The sequence below is a fragment of the Sporomusa sp. KB1 genome (genome assembly GCF_007830295.1).
Classification (GTDB): Bacteria; Bacillota; Negativicutes; order Sporomusales; family Sporomusaceae; genus Sporomusa.
In genome coordinates this window covers 592,492-608,721 of sequence record NZ_VLKC01000002.1, presented here as the reverse complement: position 1 = coordinate 608,721, position 16,230 = coordinate 592,492, and the positions used below count along the sequence as shown (strand labels likewise).

Sequence of the window (16,230 nt, the reverse complement as noted above, 5' to 3'; positions counted from 1 at the left end):
CTAAAATAGTATCACCAGTCTATAAGGGGTTATATACGCTTTGCCGTAATGACAGGCTTGGCTTGTGTCGAGCCTGCCTTTATCATTTAATCTTTCTGTTGGGATAAAATAATGGAATCTACTATGATCTTTCAAAGATGGTCAGCTCATCTTGGTAATATCAAAATTTTGCTCAAGAGCAAAAAAATTTCAGTTTTATAAATTTGCTACAGCCAAGCCAGCGGCAAAACCAAGGCTATAGAATCAAACTGCTACATTATATTATCGCCGCGGCTAAAGCCTGTCGGCAACCGCCTTTTAGTAAAGGTTGGGTGTAAGCCAACATGGGATAAAGATTGACCGGGGAGATATTAAGTATAGCATAGTAAAGAAATAATTACCAACAAAATATAAAAAAATGTTATTTTATTGCAGGATAATTGTAAAATATCAAGAATAAAGCAAAGTTATGCTAATTGTTAGAACATTAGCGATTGTCTTATTAATGAAAGAAGGATATTGTGTGACTACTGAACGGTTGAAGCGGCAGATCGAGTTCATTGTTGAAATGGATAAAGTTAAACAGATATATCGGAAAAATTTTGTTATTGGCAGTGAGCGCCATGAAACAGACGCGGAACACTCCTGGCATTTAGCTATTATGGCTATGCTCCTGGCTGAGCATGTTACCAGCCAGCAAGTAGATGTGCTTAAGGTACTTAAAATGGTTCTTATTCACGATATTGTGGAAATTGATGCTGGTGATACCTATTGCTTTGATAAACAGGCTGGACAGGATAAAGAGGAACGAGAAACCAGGGCCGCCGACAGACTATTTGGCCTGCTGCCTGGTGATCAGGCGCAGGAATTCCACTCATTATGGGAAGAATTTGAACAAAGAGTTAGCCCGGAGGCTTGTCTTGCTGATGCCTTGGACAGACTACAGCCATTGTTATTACATTATTACACGCAGGGGAAATCCTGGCAGTTAAACGGGATAACCAGCGATCAAGTAAAAGAGCGCAACAAGCGGACAGCAGAAATCGCCGCTGAGTTGGGGCGGCTTGTGAACGAGATTATCCAGGATTCCATCAAAAAGGGCTATCTTACAAAATAGCTAAAGCATAGTAATGCTGATAGTAAAAGAGTCTGGAGCGAGAAAAATCGTTTCGGACTTCTTTGTTTATATATACTCCGCAGTAAAGAAGGTTACAGGCGCCAAGCCTATTTTAAGGATTGTTACCGCAAAGTACTCAAAGTTTTATTTTATTAAACAGTCTACACTTCGTATCCCGTTGCGCTCTTTGTATCCTTTGTGGTTTAACAAACACAGACGGCTGGTGTATTGAAAAAATATTGTAGTCTGAGAAAAAAATAACAAAATATTTCAACTTGGAAAAATAAGTGCTATAATGTGATAGTGATAAAATTAACAAACTGGCAAGGTGAGGCAGAAAAAGTGAAAGAAGATATCTTATTAACTAAGGAAGAATTATGTGTTGGTTGTAATAAGTGTATTGCCGAATGCCCGACCAAAGCTAATATTGCGTATGAATGTAATGGAACAAACAAGGTAAGGGTGGACCAAAGCCGCTGTATTCATTGCGGACAGTGTTTGGAAGTATGTGATCATGAGGCAAGGGACTATGCTGATGATACTAACCTGTTTTTTGCAGATTTGCTGCAAGGGACAAGTATTTCAATTATTGCTGCACCTGCGGTTCGTTTTAATTTTACTAACTACAAACGGCTTTTCGGCTATTTAAAGTCAATCGGTGTCAAGGGTATTTATGATGTGTCCTTTGGTGCCGATATTACTACTTGGGCCTATTTGAAGGCCATCAAGGAGCAACAACTGAAATCGGTGATTGCTCAGCCTTGTCCGGCGATTGTCAATTTTGTGCAAAAATTCCAGCCTGAGCTGATTACGAGTCTGGCCCCTATTCATAGCCCGATGATGTGCACTGCCGTTTATCTGCGAAATTATAAGAATGTAAAAAATAGATTGGCTTTTTTATCTCCTTGTATTGGCAAAATTGATGAAATTAATGAAAAAAATACAGCCGGATTGGTGCAGTACAATGTAACCTATGCCAAATTAGAGCAATATCTTGTGAAAAATGGAATTAACCTAGCCAGTTATCCGGAGGTTGATTTTGAGGAGCTTAATTGTGGCCTGGGGTTGACCTTCAGCCGCCCAGGCGGACTTCGTGAAAACGTCGAATTGCAGACTAAAGATGCCTGGATTAGACAAATAGAGGGTCCAACTCATGTTTACCATTATCTAGATGAATATGCTGATCGTGTGCAGGCAGGCAAACCAATCCCCCTGTTAGTTGATATTTTAAACTGTCTCTGTGGTTGTAATCTTGGTACAGGTACCAATAAGGTTATGGCGTTGGACGATATTGATTATCGCATGAATGAACTTAAAAAGGAAAAAATTAAAGAACATATGCAAACTAAACTATTCCAAAAAAGCTATGATTTATTTGCGATGTTTGATAAAGAATTTACGTTGAATGACTTTGTCCGGCGGTATGAAGATAAATCGTTAGTGCGCTATAACTCGTTAACTGCGGATTTGGAGCCAATATTTACCCAGTTGCACAAAGCTACAGAGGAGTCACGTAAAGTAAATTGCTATGCCTGTGGTTTTGGGAATTGCCGGGATTTTGCCATGGCGGTAGCTAACGGCATTAATCATGTGGCAAACTGTAGCGACTATAACCGTAAAGAGGTCGAAAATGAAAAAGCGCAGCTAGCGGCAAGCCATACTGAGGTGGAGGAAATGCTTTCTAAGGTAAAAGCCCTGAGTGAAGAACGGGCGTGCACTGCCGAATTGCTTAAAGAGCATGTTAAAGACATAACTGCTGCTATTAATGAAGTATCTATTGGCAGCAGTGAAAATGCCAAAAGTATCGAACATATTACTGAAGAAGTGCATTTCATTTTTCAAACTGCTACTGAACTTAGGGAGAGTGTTGGCGAAGTAGAAATTAAGCTGGCTGATTTTGGACAGGCATCTGACGAAATTGTCGGTATTGCCAGTCAGACCAATCTTCTGTCGTTAAACGCCGCTATCGAAGCGGCGCGGGCCGGCGAGTTGGGCAAGGGCTTTGCTGTGGTTGCCAATGAGGTCAGGGTGCTGGCTGACCGTTCCAAAACAGCAGTTACTTCAACAAAACACAGTGAGGATGATATCAGACAGCAGGTAGCTAAAATTATAAATATTTCTGACGACTTGGAGAAGAAAGTGGATGCAGTTAATAATGAAATCACTAATATTTCCGCGACTGTACAGGAAGTAACGGCTAAGTGCCAGGAAATTGCTGCTACGGCTTCTATGCTGGAACAGAAGTAGTAGCGGGGAAGGAGCAGGAAGATGACAAAGTTAACAGATATTGCCGGAATACGTATTGGGCATGCAGACAACCAGGTGGCAGCTACTGGATGTACGGTCATACTTTGTCCTGCTGGCGCAACCGCCGGGGTGGATGTGCGTGGTGGCGCGCCAGGCACGCGGGAAACGGATTTGCTTAATCCGGTAAACTATGTAGACAAGGTACATGGCATTTTATTGGCAGGCGGCAGTGCCTTTGGTCTGGATGCGGCAGCAGGGGTCATGCAATACTTGGAGGAGCAGGGCTGCGGTTTTGATGTTGGTGTAACCAAGGTGCCCATTGTGGCTGGTGCAGTGCTGTTTGATTTGAATTGCGGCGATTATCGGATACGTCCGGATAAATGCATGGGCTATGAGGCCTGTCAGGCAGCTGGCAGTCAGGACTTGGCCGAAGGCTCGGTAGGCGCCGGCACAGGGGCGACAGTGGGAAAAATTTTTGGTGCCGAGCATGCCATGAAAGGTGGTATTGGGGCAGTGTGCCTAGGTACCGGCAGTCTAATGGTAGGTGCTATTGTCGCCGTCAATTGTCTGGGAGATATAGTTAATCCCATTAATGGCAGCATTGTGGCTGGTGCCTTTCAGACGAATCCCTTTGCATTTTTAAACTGTGAGGAGGGTTTGCTTGCCCAGCAGGAAAAACCAACCAACCGGTTTGCCGGTAATACTACCATCGGTGCGGTCATTACTAATGCGGTTATGACCAAAGGGCAGGCCACCAAGGTAGCGTCGATGGCTCATAATGGCTATGCCAGAACCATCCGTCCGGCACATACGCTGCTTGATGGCGATACTATTTTCGCATTAGGAACCGGTCAGGTTGTGGCCGATATCAATATCGTCGGCGTATTGGCCGCCAGGGCGGTTGAGCAGGCTGTAATCCAAGCAGTAACCCAGGCCAAGTCATTGGCCGGGGTTACGTGTTGTAGGGAACTAAACTTGAAACTTATTGACTGCGTCCCGTAAATCCATGGCAAGATGGGCTAAGGCTTGGCTGGAGGCGGCTATTTCCTCCATTGATGCGGATTGTTCTTCGGTAGCGGCTGAGACGCTTTGTGCTTCGCCGGAAGCTTTTTTACTCAACTCATCAATTTGTTGTACTGAGCTAACGATCTGCTGACTGCCAGTTGCCATTTGATCTATTGACAAAGACATGTCCTTGATTTGGTCTGATACTTGTGTTACCAACTTAGCTATTTCATTAAAAGCCAGACCTGAAGCATTGACTATCTCCGCTCCCATTTTAACTTCCTGAGATCCTTCCCCCATGGAGATAACCGCTTTGTTGGTATCGCCTTGAATTTCCCCGATAAGTGTAGCAATTTGCTTGGCAGCTTCCTGGGATTGCTCAGCCAACTTACGTACTTCTTCTGCTACTACAGCAAATCCGCGTCCCTGCTCCCCGGCCCGTGCTGCTTCAATAGCGGCATTTAAGGCCAGAAGATTGGTTTGACCAGCAATACCGGCAATAGTATCTACAATCTGGCCTATTTCTTTAGAACGTTCACCTAGTTTAGCTACTATTCCGGCAGAACTTGTAACTGTCTGTTCAATGTGTGCCATTTGCTGTACCGCTTTATCGGATGCACTATTACCTTCATTGGCCTTTTTCGCGGCTAAAGCCGATTGTCCGGACACATCACTGGCGTTAGCAGCAATTTGCTGAATACCTGCCGACATCTGCCGTATGACTGCCGAAGCATCTCCGGTTATACTCAACTGTTCTCCCATGCCTTGTGCCACAGCGACAATAGAGCCAGCCACTTGGGTGGCCGCCTGGGCCGATTGGTCAGCGCTAGCCGTCAACTCCTCAGATGCTGCAGCCACCTGCTCAACAGACGCGTCAATCTTCTTCATCAGCGTACGGACATTGCTGCGCATAGCTACCAAAGAATCTGCCACTTTTCCGATTTCATCCTTTCTGAAAACCCGGCGCGGCTTATCACGAAAATCCCCAGTAGCAAGTTCATCACAAACTATGTTCAACTCATTTAGTGGTTGGGTTATGATTTTTGTTATGTACCAGCCAATCAGCCCCAAGACAAGAAAGGCCAACAACAGAGTTCCCAAGACAATTTGGTTAGCTCTTTCAAAAGCTGCTTGATTATCCTCGTTCATTTTTTTAGATAACTCTGTATAATAATCGCTAAACTCGCGCATTTGATCAATATACTCTGCAGCCTGCTTATCCACAGTAGCAACATATAGGGCATATGCTTCGGCATTTTTATTTTGCAGAGCTAAACTAATAACTTGCTCCCTTGCAGCACGGTACTTTTCTCTAGCCGTATTTACTTTGTTCAGCAAATCCTTGGCTTTAGCATCTAATTGAATTTTTTCAAGCTCTGCCAAATTAGCAGCAGCTCGTTTACCTGTATCTTCTAAGATTGCTTTAAGTTGATTATTTTTATTATCATCTTTAGTAATCATCAATTCCATGATCGCCGCATTCGCTCTGGTAATAAGCATGCGATTTTCATTTAAATTCCGAACAGGGATGAGCCTATCGTTATACATGGTATTCATTGTTGCATTCGATTGTTGAAGATAATAATATCCTGTAAACCCAATAGTACCTAACGCAAAAAAAGCGACAAAAATTAAAACTCCTAATTTGTACATTACTTTTAGGTTGTTAAAGCTAATCATAGTCTTTTTCTCCTTACATTTTTTCTATGTCTATTTATTTATCAAAGACTATCACCATTTTGAGTTCTTTCAAGATTTCAGGAAATCTCTTAATTAATTCCTCCAATTCTTCTTTTATCATATCAAAATCCTGTTTATCTACCATAAACCTCCCTCCCATAAAATAATAAAAAACTGTCAGGGACATCGCGAATATCATATAATTCTCTGATGCAACCCTGGCAGTCATTGATAAAAATATCGTTAGACCCACGGCTTTGCGTCCTTATTTTTCAATAAGTTTGCCTTTGATAAAATAGTTTTTTAGGTTTAGTCTATGAATGAAAGTACTTACTTATTATATAATTATACATTTAACGACAAAATTCCTTTAATTTTATCATTTTTTTACATTGTACAGACCAATATTTTCCGCTGCACGTTGCTTATCCGGGGCTATTAATCGAAAAGGCGGGATTGCCAAACTGCTCTCGCAGTGAAGCAATCCCGCCTTTGTATTTTTTCTTCCTAATTTCCTATTGATACTGCTTAATAAAATGGCCGATTTTCTCCAGTGCTTGCGAGAGGTTACTAACCGAGGAAGCATAAGAGCAGCGGATGAAGCCTTCGCCGCTTTCGCCAAACGCATCACCAGGAACTACAGCAACTTTTTCGGCTTTTAACAGTTCTTCGGCAAACTTTAGCGAGGTTAGGCCGGTTTCTTTAATGGAAGGAAAGATATAGAAAGCTCCTTTAGGCTCAAAGCATTTGAGACCAAGCTGGTGCAAGCCTTTCAGCATGAGTTGGCGGCGACAGTTATATTCAACCACCATGCTTTTCATTTTATCCTGACCATGCCGGAGGGCTTCGATGGCCGCCAGCTGGGCGGTGATGGGCGCACAGAGCATGGTGTATTGATGGATCTTATTCATAGCCGCAATAAAATCAGGGTTAGATAAAGCATAGCCAACTCGCCAGCCAGTCATGGCATAGGCCTTAGAAAAGCCATTTAACAAAATGGTCCGGTTACGCATCTTAGGCAGGCTGGCAAAACAGGTGTGGGTGCCATCATAGGTTAATGCGGCATAGATTTCATCAGAAATAACAATTAAATCATGTTTTATGGCAAACTGCGCAATAGCGGTTAATTCTTCTTTAGGCATGATAGCGCCGGTTGGATTGTTCGGATAGCCAATTAAGAGGACTTTGGTGCGGGGGGTTACCAGGTTTTCCAATTGTTCCACGGTAACGCGAAATTCATCCTCCATCCTGGTCGGGACCGGCACAGGGTGACCGCCAGCCAGCGTGACACAAGCTTTGTAAGAAACATAACAGGGTTCGGGAATGAGTACTTCATCACCAGGACTTAACAAGGCGCGAACAGCCAGATCCAATGCTTCACTGACTCCGACTGTGACTAAGGCTTCGGTGCGCGGATCGTAAGTGACCTGATAGTCATTGTAGATACTGCGGGCAATTTCTTCTCTGAGTTCAAGCAGACCGTAATTGGAGGTATAAGAAGTATAGCCCTTATGCAGGCCATGGACACAACTCTCGCGAATATGCCAGGGGGTAATAAAGTCAGGTTCGCCGACACCTAGCGAAATAACGCCCTTCATTTCAGCTGCAATGTCAAAGAAACGGCGAATCCCTGAAGGGGGCACTGCTTTAACAGTCGGTGACAGACGGTCAGCCCAACTCATGGCGACACCACCAGCCGGTGATCGGTTTCCCGGTCATTAATAATTACACCCGCATATTTGTAGGGTTTGAGCATAAAGTGGGTGGTCGTGCTGATAATGCCGTCAATGGTAGAAAGCTTGGTAGATACGAATTTAGATACCTCTTTAAGGGTATGGCCTTCTACCATAACGCTTAGATCATAGTCGCCGGACATTAGGTAGAGGTTAACTACCTCAGGGAATCGGTAGATGCGTTCGGCAATGGAGTCAAAGCCGACTTCGCGCTGGGGGGTGATCCTGACATCAATGATGGCAGTCACCTTTTCTTCACCGGCTTTTTCCCAATTGATAATAGGCTGATATTTAACAATGATTTTTTCATCTTCAAGCTGTTTAATTTGTGCAGCCACTTCTTCTTTTGATTTTTTGAGCATGGCAGCCAGTTGTTCAATCGGTTGCGTACAATCTTTTTCCAATTGGACTAATAATTCTTTCAATGATTCTTTCACAAGTAATTGCCTCCCTTAATTTACAAATAAAAAAATCCCGTCCGTAAAAGGACGAGATTATTAGTTCCCGCGGTACCACCTAAATTAGCCACAAGGCTCGCTTGATCCTGTTAACGCCAGGTACGGTAAGGCCTACTCACTTTCAGCTTACAGCTCAAGGGTGGCTTTCTCATACTTATCTTCCGTCGGTTTTCACCCTAGCCGACTCTCTGAGGGGTAAGACAGATATGATACTTTCCCTATCATCACAATGTGATTGTTAAGTTTTTTATAGAATACCATAAAAAGCGAGCTAGAGCAAGTCTAATTATCAGTTTTTTGAAATTAGTTATTCGCTGTCATAAGGGACAGGTCCGTTGACATGGTTATCATTGGTTTGCTTAGGTGTGGGTGTGGTATAATAATCAGCGAAGGAGGAGCGGTAATGACTGAAATAAACTATTTATATCAATGGTTGGAGCAATATATCCACACCTATTATACGGAAGACAAATTCATTATGGAGCGTGTGCTGCTGAAAGAGGAGCATAGCAAAAGGGTGGCAGACAATACTGTAAAGCTTGCTCAGTATGCCAATCTTACGGCCCGTCAACAAACCCTGGCTGAAGTTATTGGCTTATTCCATGATCTTGCTCGCTTTCGGCAGGTCACCGAATATCGTACCTTTGTGGATGCCGAGTCCTTCGATCACGGCAATGTAGGTGCCGTGATGCTGGCGGAAACGGGACTATTGCAGGAGTTTTCGCCAACTGAGCAGACAGCGATTGCTTTTGCCATCATAGCTCATAACAAAATGCTCATTGCACCGACAACGCCTGAGAATGAGCTGTTCGCAAAAATTATTCGCGATGCCGATAAACTGGATATTTTCCGGGTTCTACCACCGATTCAGGCTAACCATGATTATTCTCCCATAATGCTTGAGAAGCTGAAGACCGGCGGCGTTTTATCCTATACCGATGTTAAGACTCTAGCCGATAAGCGGCTCATTCGGTTAAGCTGGTTTTATGATATCAATTTCGACTGGACACTAACACAATTGGTAGAAGAAGGCCATTTAAAACGGCAACTGGCAGCCTTGCCTGACAATGAAGATTGCTGTGTTATCAAAGCAACCCTAAACGAATATATTGCTAACAGATTGAAATAAGGGATTTGCCCCCTTTCCCGCATAATGACGGGAAGTATTCGCTTATGCAAAAGAGAGGCTTGTGTGAAAACCAGCCACTCTTTTTTAATTTCAAAAAAACCAGGAAATTTAATATTTAAATTTTTCCGAAAATAGAGAATACTCAATAAAAATTAGCAGGATATTTGGTTTTTATAGGGAATAATCTCCATTAAATGTGATCATAGGAATAAGATATTGCAGGGATCTTTCCTATGAGAAGAAAGGAGGTGCAACCTCAGTTAGCCATTAGTAGTCTTGCATCAGTGATAGACATGAGCTGAAGGAGAGTAAAGTTTGAGGAATATAGAAACATTACTTTGTTCTCCCAACTCAGCGACTACCAAAGGTAAGAAAAAACTAGGGGGGAAACACATGAAAAAGAGTATGGTTATTACCCTGGTACTAGTGCTTGTTTTAGGAATTGCCAGCACTGCTTTTGCCAATCCGTTTGCCGATGTTCCTGCTAAACATTGGTCATATGACGCAGTAAACAAACTAACTAACGCTGGTATTATTAGCGGCTATCCTGACGGAAGTTTCCAGGGTGACAGAATCATTACCCGTTACGAAATGGCGGCAATCGTCGGTAAGGCAATGGCAAATTCCGACAAAGCGGATGCCGAATACAAAGCTCTTATAAATAAGTTAGCTGATGAATATGCCCAGGAATTGAATAATCTTGGCGTTCGTGTAACTAATCTGGAAAATAAAATTGGCAATATCAAAATTACCGGCCAGGTCCGTGAATGGTATGAATATGTTGACGAACCTGCAACCGGAGATAAAACCGCATTAAAAAATCGATTGCTGTTGTATATGGATGCACCATTAACTAAAGATTTAGCTTTTAAGGGTCGTTACTTTGCTGAAAGCGAATGGGGTTCTAACGCAGAAACCAGCTTGGATCAGGCTTATTTAGTTGGTAAGAATTTTACATTTGGGCGTCAGCCTATTCACCTTGGTAAAGGTCTTGTTTACAGTTGGGGCGCTAACCAGGACGGTGTTACCGTGACTGTTGGCAATAAAGTTAAAGTGACTGGCGTTGCGTTTAAACATGATCTTGGTTCGGCAGATATTAATCTCGCCGGTGCCAATATAGCTTATGACATTACTAAGAATCTTGATATGACTTTAGTTTATGCAAAAACTAAGTCACAAAATCTTGCACCATTTGATTTAGGTTTAGCTGGCCGTGGAACATTCAATGATACTTGGGCCGCTGGTTTTGGGTATAAAGGGATAAAAAATATCGGGATTACTGCCGAATACGGGCAAAATGACTCAGATGCAGCTAAATTATTGAATGGCGATACTGCAAAAGCCTGGGTTGCCCAAGTAAAATACCGGGGCGCCGATTGGGCGAAACCCAATACTTATGGATTATGGGTAGGCTACAGAAAGGCTGACAACGGATTTTTGGCTCACACCGGTGACCTGATTTGGGAAACTGCAACAAATATCCCTACAGGCTATATGATGAACAATGTAAAAGGTATGGATTTTGGTATTGAATATACTGTGTTCAATAATGGGGTTATGACTCTCCAATACCAAGACTTTGAAGCTGAAAATGACGGTAGAAACGCCAAGAACTTCACTGCTCAGTTAAGGTATATGTTTTAAGCTTCATAAATGTGAACTCGATCACAAATGCTAAGCAGCGACTCTTCAGGTGGGGAATCTACCCCACTTGAAGTAACGCTCCGCCTATAGAGGGGGGAGTCTTAACGCATCGACTAGAATAAATTCTGGTTCTTAAACATGTCGATCTTACTATGGCAAACGCCCTATAGTTCAGACAGGAATGAACTATAGGGCGTTTACATTTTTGAAGCAGCTGACAATAGGCAGCATGTATTTAACTTCGCGATAGCTTAACATTGTCTTTCAGGTCTGTTACAATAGTATAGGACTATGTTAGATAAGGTACAATAAGTTTCGCAAATTGAAATACGGCTAAAAAAGAGGACAAGTTTGCAGTTCCCCGGTAAAATGAAGTCACCACACACCATTTACCGAAAGGGGAAGAGCAAACATGTCCAAAGAAATTATACAGTTGAATGAAGAAATCATCAAGGTAGAACTGAAGGAACTGGTGCGTAGCAGCGTGGAGGAAACGCTCAATAACTTGCTGGATCAGGAAGCCAAAGACCTAACCCAGGCGGCCCGATATGAGCGTACTGAAACCCGTCAAGGTTACCGCTCCGGTCACTACGACAGGCGGTTGACTACTACCTCCGGCGATGTCACGCTGAAAGTTCCCAAGCTCAAGGGCATTCCTTTTGAAACCGCCATTATCGAACGCTATCGCCGGCGGGAAAGTTCCGTAGAAGAAGCGCTCATCGAAATGTATCTAGCTGGCGTATCCGTCCGGCGAGTGGAAGACATCACCGAGGCTCTGTGGGGCAGCAAGGTATCGCCGTCCACCATCAGTGAGTTGAATAAGAAGGCCTATGTCCACATTGAAGAGTGGCGCAGTCGGCCGCTGCAAAGTGGTAAGTATCCCTATGTTTACGTCGACGGCATTTACTTACGCCGCAACTGGGGCGGTGAATATGAGAATGTGAGCGTATTGGTGGCGATTGCCGTCAACGAAGACGGCTACCGTGAAGTGCTGGGAGCGGCCGAAGGCATGAAAGAAGACAAAGTCAGTTGGCTGGAATTCTTCAAATGGCTGAAAAGCCGCGGTTTAACAGGCGTCCAACTGATCATTGGTGATAAATGCCAAGGGATGCTGGCAGCGGCAAATGAGGTCTTCCCCCAGGCCAAATACCAGCGCTGCACTGTTCACTTTTACCGCAATGTCTTTTCAGTTGTTCCCCGCTCCAAGGTCAAAACGGTTGCGAAAATGCTCAAAGCGATTCATGCGCAGGAAAGCAAGTCCGCTGCCCGGGAAAAGGCGGCACAGGTAGCAAAAAGCTTGCGCGACATGAAACTCAAAGAAGCGGCGGCCAAAATCGAGGAAAGCATCGAGGAAACGCTTGCTTATGCCGACTTTCCCGGCGAGCACTGGACAAGAATCCGGACTAACAATGTGATTGAGAGACTCAACCGGGAGATCAGGCGGCGAACCAGGGTCGTGGGTGCTTTCCCGGATGGGCAGTCCGCTCTGATGCTGGTCTGCGCCCGCCTTCGCCACGTTGCTGGAACCCAGTGGGGCAGTAAAAAGTATATGAATATGAAACATCTAGAAAATACCGACCCTGAGTCGGATTTTAGTGATGACTGATTTTACTACCTAGGACTGCAAACCTTTTTGCGAAACTTTCTTGACACTACCCTATGTTATTATGTTTAGCAAGTTGTTTGGTGGTGTTTGCCAAGTATTACTTAGGGAGGGAATCGGGTGATAAAAATTGACGCAATCATTCGTCCGGACAAGCTGCATGCGGTTAAAGAGGATTTAGCTCAGCTTGGTGTCAGGGGGATGACCGTGTCCGAAGTATTTGGCTGTGGTTTACAGCAAGGGCATGTCGGTGTGTACCGCGGTCAAGAATACACCATTAATTTATTGCCAAAGGTTAAGATTGAGGTAGTGATACCTGCCGACTTGGAGCAGGCGGTAGTCACGGCTATCGCGAAACAGGGACGCTCGGGTAAGATCGGTGATGGCAAAATTTTTATTTTTCCTATTGAAAATGTATACCGGATACGTACAGATGACGAAGGAATTACAGATTTATAGTATAACAGAAAAAATATTGCTAAGAATGTATTGTGTAATTAGGATAATGTGCTATAATATATCTTAAATTCATACAAAATTTATGGCGATGAAGCCAGTAATACTGATGTATTAATACATCAGTATTACTGGCTTTTTATTTTACTGAGGAAGGTGAGTAAAGTGGAATTATCAATTAATTCATTAGCGGCTGGTATTGACACGGTTTGGGTGCTCTTGTGTGCCGCGTTGGTATTTCTGATGGAGGGCGGGTTTGCGGCGTTGGAGGCTGGCTTTGTCCGCAGTAAGAATTCGTTAAATATTATTATGAAAGTTATCATGGATTGTACTGTTGGCATGCTAGGGTATTTTGCTGTAGGTTTTGCCATAATGTACGGCCTGGATAAAGCCGGTGTCATTGGCTGGTCAGGCTTCTTTTTAAAAGGAGATATGGAATATTTAGGCTTAAAAATACCGGTCTATGCATTTTGGCTGTTTCAGGCGGCTTTTGCCATTGCCATGGCGACCATTGTGTCAGGTGCGGTGGCTGAACGTATGAAATTTATGCCTTATCTAGTTTTTTCGCTTATTGCTACAGCTGTTATTTATCCTATTGCCGGGCATTGGGTATGGGGTAACGGCGGCTGGCTTAATAAGCTTGGCATGCTTGATTTTGCCGGTTCAGCAGTGGTCCATTCGTTAGGCGGCTGGGCCTCCCTGGCGGCGGTACTGGTATTGGGGCCGCGCACAGGTAAGTTTGGTAAAGATGGTTCAGTACATGTTTTGCCTGGACATAATCTGCCTTTAGCTGCGCTTGGAGCTTTTCTGTTATGGTTTGGCTGGTTTGGCTTTAATCCGGGCAGCACTTTGTCCGGTCTGGACTTAAATATTGCCCTTATTGCTGTCAATACTAATTTGTCAGCTGCCGCTGGCGGTACGATTGCTGCTCTGTATACGGCGGTAAAGTGGGGGAAGGCTGACCCCAGTATGGCCATTAACGGTGCCTTGGGCGGTCTTGTTGCCATTACGGCTGGCTGTGCTTTTGTGGAGCCCATTAGTGCTATGGTTATTGGCGGTATTGCCGGTATGTTGGTAGTGTTTGCCGTACCGTTGTTTGACCGGCTGCGGGCTGATGACCCGGTAGGTGCCATTGCCGTGCATGGGGTATGTGGTACTTTTGGTACGGTGGCTGTCGGTATCTTTGCTGAAAAAGGCGGCTTACTGTATGGCGGCGGCCTGGGGCTGCTGGGTGTGCAATTTTTGGGTGTAGCAGTTGTATCATTGTGGGGGTTTGCCGCGACCTATATGCTATTTTCTGCCCTCAAGGCGACAGTTGGCATACGGGTGTCAGTGGAAGAGGAGACCGAGGGCTTGGATATGAGTGAACATGGCATTACCGCCTACAGTGATTTGGAGTGCAATCCACTTACCGCTCTTGGAACTGTATCTGCTATTGGCCCGTTACCTGTGGGGCAGCGCCAGCTTGCAGAGGAATAGGATAAATTAAAATTCTTTAACACGTTGTATAGTTGTATAATTGAAAAAAAGACCAAATCAGCATATCCTGCTTGACGGGGTATGCTGATTTTTTTACAATGGAGTAAGTTGGCAAAGGAAATAGCGTAGCTCTGGTGGAATTTATCCCGAGAATAGCAGGCAAACTAAATAGACTACATTACACTACCGGCCAAAATCGTTAACGCGTTGTATGTTGTAGATAGTGGGAAAGGAGTTTCTGGGTGCAGAAAAAATTGCAGCAACTTCCTTATTATAAATGGTTGATTTTTGGTGTTATTAGTACAGGAATTTTTATATCGACAATGACGTCTTCCATTGTTAATGTTGCTTTGCCGCCGATTACGATTGCATTACATACTGATATTCCCACAGCCCAGTGGGTGGTGACAGCGTATTTGCTGGCAATCACCAGCCTGCTGCCACTTGTGGGGCGGCTTGGCGATGTATTGGGATGTCGCAGGATATATGGCTATGGCTTTATCGGTTTTGCCGCAGGTTCATTACTATGCAGTATGGCTAATTCTATTGGTCTGCTGATTGGCTTTCGCATAATTCAGGCGATTGGCGCTGCCACATTGATGGCTAATGGTATGGCTATACTTACGGCGGGTTTTCCGCAAAATGAGCGTGGCAAGGTGTTAGGGATGCTTGGTACCATTGTAGCGTTAGGCAGTCTGAGTGGACCGGGGTTAGGGGGCCTGCTTGTGGATAATTTTGACTGGCATGCTATTTTTTATGTCAATATTCCTATTGGCATGCTCGGCTATGCTGGCGTGCGATTGATTTTGCCGGTCGATCAGGATTTACAGCAGGAAAAAATAGACTATCTAGGGGCGGCCTTGTTTACAATCGGCATGATCAGTTTTTTATTGGCGTTAAGCTATGGCACTAGGTGGGGGTGGCTTTCGGTAAGCACGTTTGCTTGCCTGGGATTTGCCCTGGTAATGTTTGTTCTCTTTATATGGCAGGAAAAAAGAATTGCCTATCCCATGCTGGAATTATCAATATTTAAGAATTGGGAGTTCTCAACAGGCAATTTGGCTGGTATGCTCTCTTTCATGGCTATGTTTAGCAACACGTTACTGCTACCGTATTTCCTCCATGATATACTAGCCTTTACTCCGGCAAAGACCGGTCTCATTATGTCAGCTTTTCCCCTGGTTATGGCGGTAGTTGCACCACTGAGCGGCAGTTTGTCAGATAAGATTGGTATAGGTCCGCTAGCTACTACGGGAATGGGAATACTGGCGCTGGGCTTAATTTTAACCGCCAGGCTGCAGGTTAATACTGAGTTATGGTTGATTATGGCCTCACAAGCCATCATGGGTTTGGGCAATGGCCTATTCCAGTCTCCGAATAATAACAGTATAATGAGTGCTGTACAACCCCGGCAACTGGGAGTGGCGGGCGGTATCAATGCCTTAGCCCGCAATTTTGGCATGGTATGCGGTACAGCGGTAGCGGTATCTATTCTGGAATATCGGCGAGCCGCCAGCCTTAGTGGCTTTAATCAACCAACGCAGGTGCAGCAGATAGCCGCTTTCCTGGAGGGGTATCAAGCCGCATTGCTGGTAGGTGCTGCCTTTGCTATTATCGGAGCATTGGTATCCTTCCAACGGTCAGGGAAATAAGTTGTGACACTCTTACTCTGGTTTGGACATCAGATAAAAATGTAGGCA

General features: G+C 44.3%; 12 protein-coding genes, 1 riboswitch and 1 other annotated feature. Of the genes, 9 read left to right on the top strand and 3 right to left on the bottom strand.

Annotated elements, in window-relative coordinates; all coding sequences use genetic code 11:
• The first annotated feature begins 448 nt into the window (after positions 1–448).
• The 3 genes from SALPA_RS06600 to SALPA_RS06590 all read left to right on the top strand — a co-directional run bounded on the left by SALPA_RS06600 (position 449) and on the right by SALPA_RS06590 (position 4,345).
• Positions 449–1,096, top strand: a complete 648-nt coding sequence (locus SALPA_RS06600; protein ID WP_222427889.1) for an HD family hydrolase — start codon at positions 449–451, stop codon at positions 1,094–1,096.
• A gap of 342 nt (positions 1,097–1,438) precedes the next feature.
• Positions 1,439–3,343, top strand: a complete 1,905-nt coding sequence (locus SALPA_RS06595) for a [Fe-Fe] hydrogenase large subunit C-terminal domain-containing protein (protein WP_222427888.1) — start codon at positions 1,439–1,441, stop codon at positions 3,341–3,343.
• Between the two features lie 21 nt (positions 3,344–3,364).
• The gene (locus SALPA_RS06590) at positions 3,365–4,345 is read left to right on the top strand and encodes a P1 family peptidase (protein WP_145091285.1); all 981 of its coding nucleotides are present in this window, start codon (positions 3,365–3,367) and stop codon (positions 4,343–4,345) included.
• Here the strand turns inward: SALPA_RS06590 and SALPA_RS06585 are convergent.
• The 3 genes from SALPA_RS06585 to SALPA_RS06575 all read right to left on the bottom strand — a co-directional run bounded on the left by SALPA_RS06585 (position 4,313) and on the right by SALPA_RS06575 (position 8,186).
• Entirely contained in the window at positions 4,313–6,028 is a 1,716-nt protein-coding gene (locus SALPA_RS06585; RefSeq protein WP_145091282.1) for a methyl-accepting chemotaxis protein, read from the bottom strand. The two genes, SALPA_RS06590 and SALPA_RS06585, sit on opposite strands and share 33 nt — an antisense overlap.
• Before the next feature lie 208 nt (positions 6,029–6,236).
• Positions 6,237–6,324: riboswitch (cyclic di-GMP riboswitch) on the bottom strand.
• Between the two features lie 219 nt (positions 6,325–6,543).
• Positions 6,544–7,710, bottom strand: a complete 1,167-nt coding sequence (locus SALPA_RS06580) for an aminotransferase class I/II-fold pyridoxal phosphate-dependent enzyme (protein WP_145091279.1) — start codon at positions 7,708–7,710, stop codon at positions 6,544–6,546.
• Positions 7,707–8,186: an Lrp/AsnC family transcriptional regulator gene (locus tag SALPA_RS06575; RefSeq protein WP_145101786.1), complete on the bottom strand. Its 480-nt coding sequence runs from the start codon at positions 8,184–8,186 to the stop codon at positions 7,707–7,709. Before SALPA_RS06575 ends, SALPA_RS06580 begins: the two co-directional genes overlap by 4 nt.
• 56 nt (positions 8,187–8,242) lie before the next feature.
• Positions 8,243–8,453, bottom strand: a binding site (T-box leader).
• A 169-nt stretch (positions 8,454–8,622) separates the two neighbouring features.
• On the opposite strand from SALPA_RS06575, the gene SALPA_RS06570 reads away from it, so the two are divergent.
• From SALPA_RS06570 to SALPA_RS06545, 6 genes are all read left to right on the top strand, one after another.
• On the top strand, positions 8,623–9,348 hold the full coding sequence (locus SALPA_RS06570) for an HD domain-containing protein (protein WP_186450943.1): 726 nt from the start codon (positions 8,623–8,625) through the stop codon (positions 9,346–9,348).
• A 393-nt stretch (positions 9,349–9,741) separates the two neighbouring features.
• On the top strand, positions 9,742–10,992 hold the full coding sequence (locus tag SALPA_RS06565) for an S-layer homology domain-containing protein (protein WP_145091273.1): 1,251 nt from the start codon (positions 9,742–9,744) through the stop codon (positions 10,990–10,992).
• 412 nt (positions 10,993–11,404) lie between these two features.
• A complete protein-coding gene (locus SALPA_RS06560; RefSeq protein WP_145088854.1) occupies positions 11,405–12,598 on the top strand; it encodes an IS256 family transposase in 1,194 nt (397 codons plus the stop codon).
• 117 nt (positions 12,599–12,715) lie between these two features.
• A complete protein-coding gene (locus SALPA_RS06555; protein WP_145091270.1) occupies positions 12,716–13,054 on the top strand; it encodes a P-II family nitrogen regulator in 339 nt (112 codons plus the stop codon).
• Positions 13,055–13,216: 162 nt separating this feature from the next.
• Positions 13,217–14,530, top strand: a complete 1,314-nt coding sequence (locus SALPA_RS06550) for an ammonium transporter (RefSeq protein WP_145091267.1) — start codon at positions 13,217–13,219, stop codon at positions 14,528–14,530.
• 242 nt (positions 14,531–14,772) lie between these two features.
• Positions 14,773–16,182, top strand: coding sequence for an MFS transporter (locus SALPA_RS06545; RefSeq protein ID WP_145091264.1), 1,410 nt, complete (start codon positions 14,773–14,775; stop codon positions 16,180–16,182).
• The last annotated feature ends 48 nt before the right edge of the window (positions 16,183–16,230 follow it).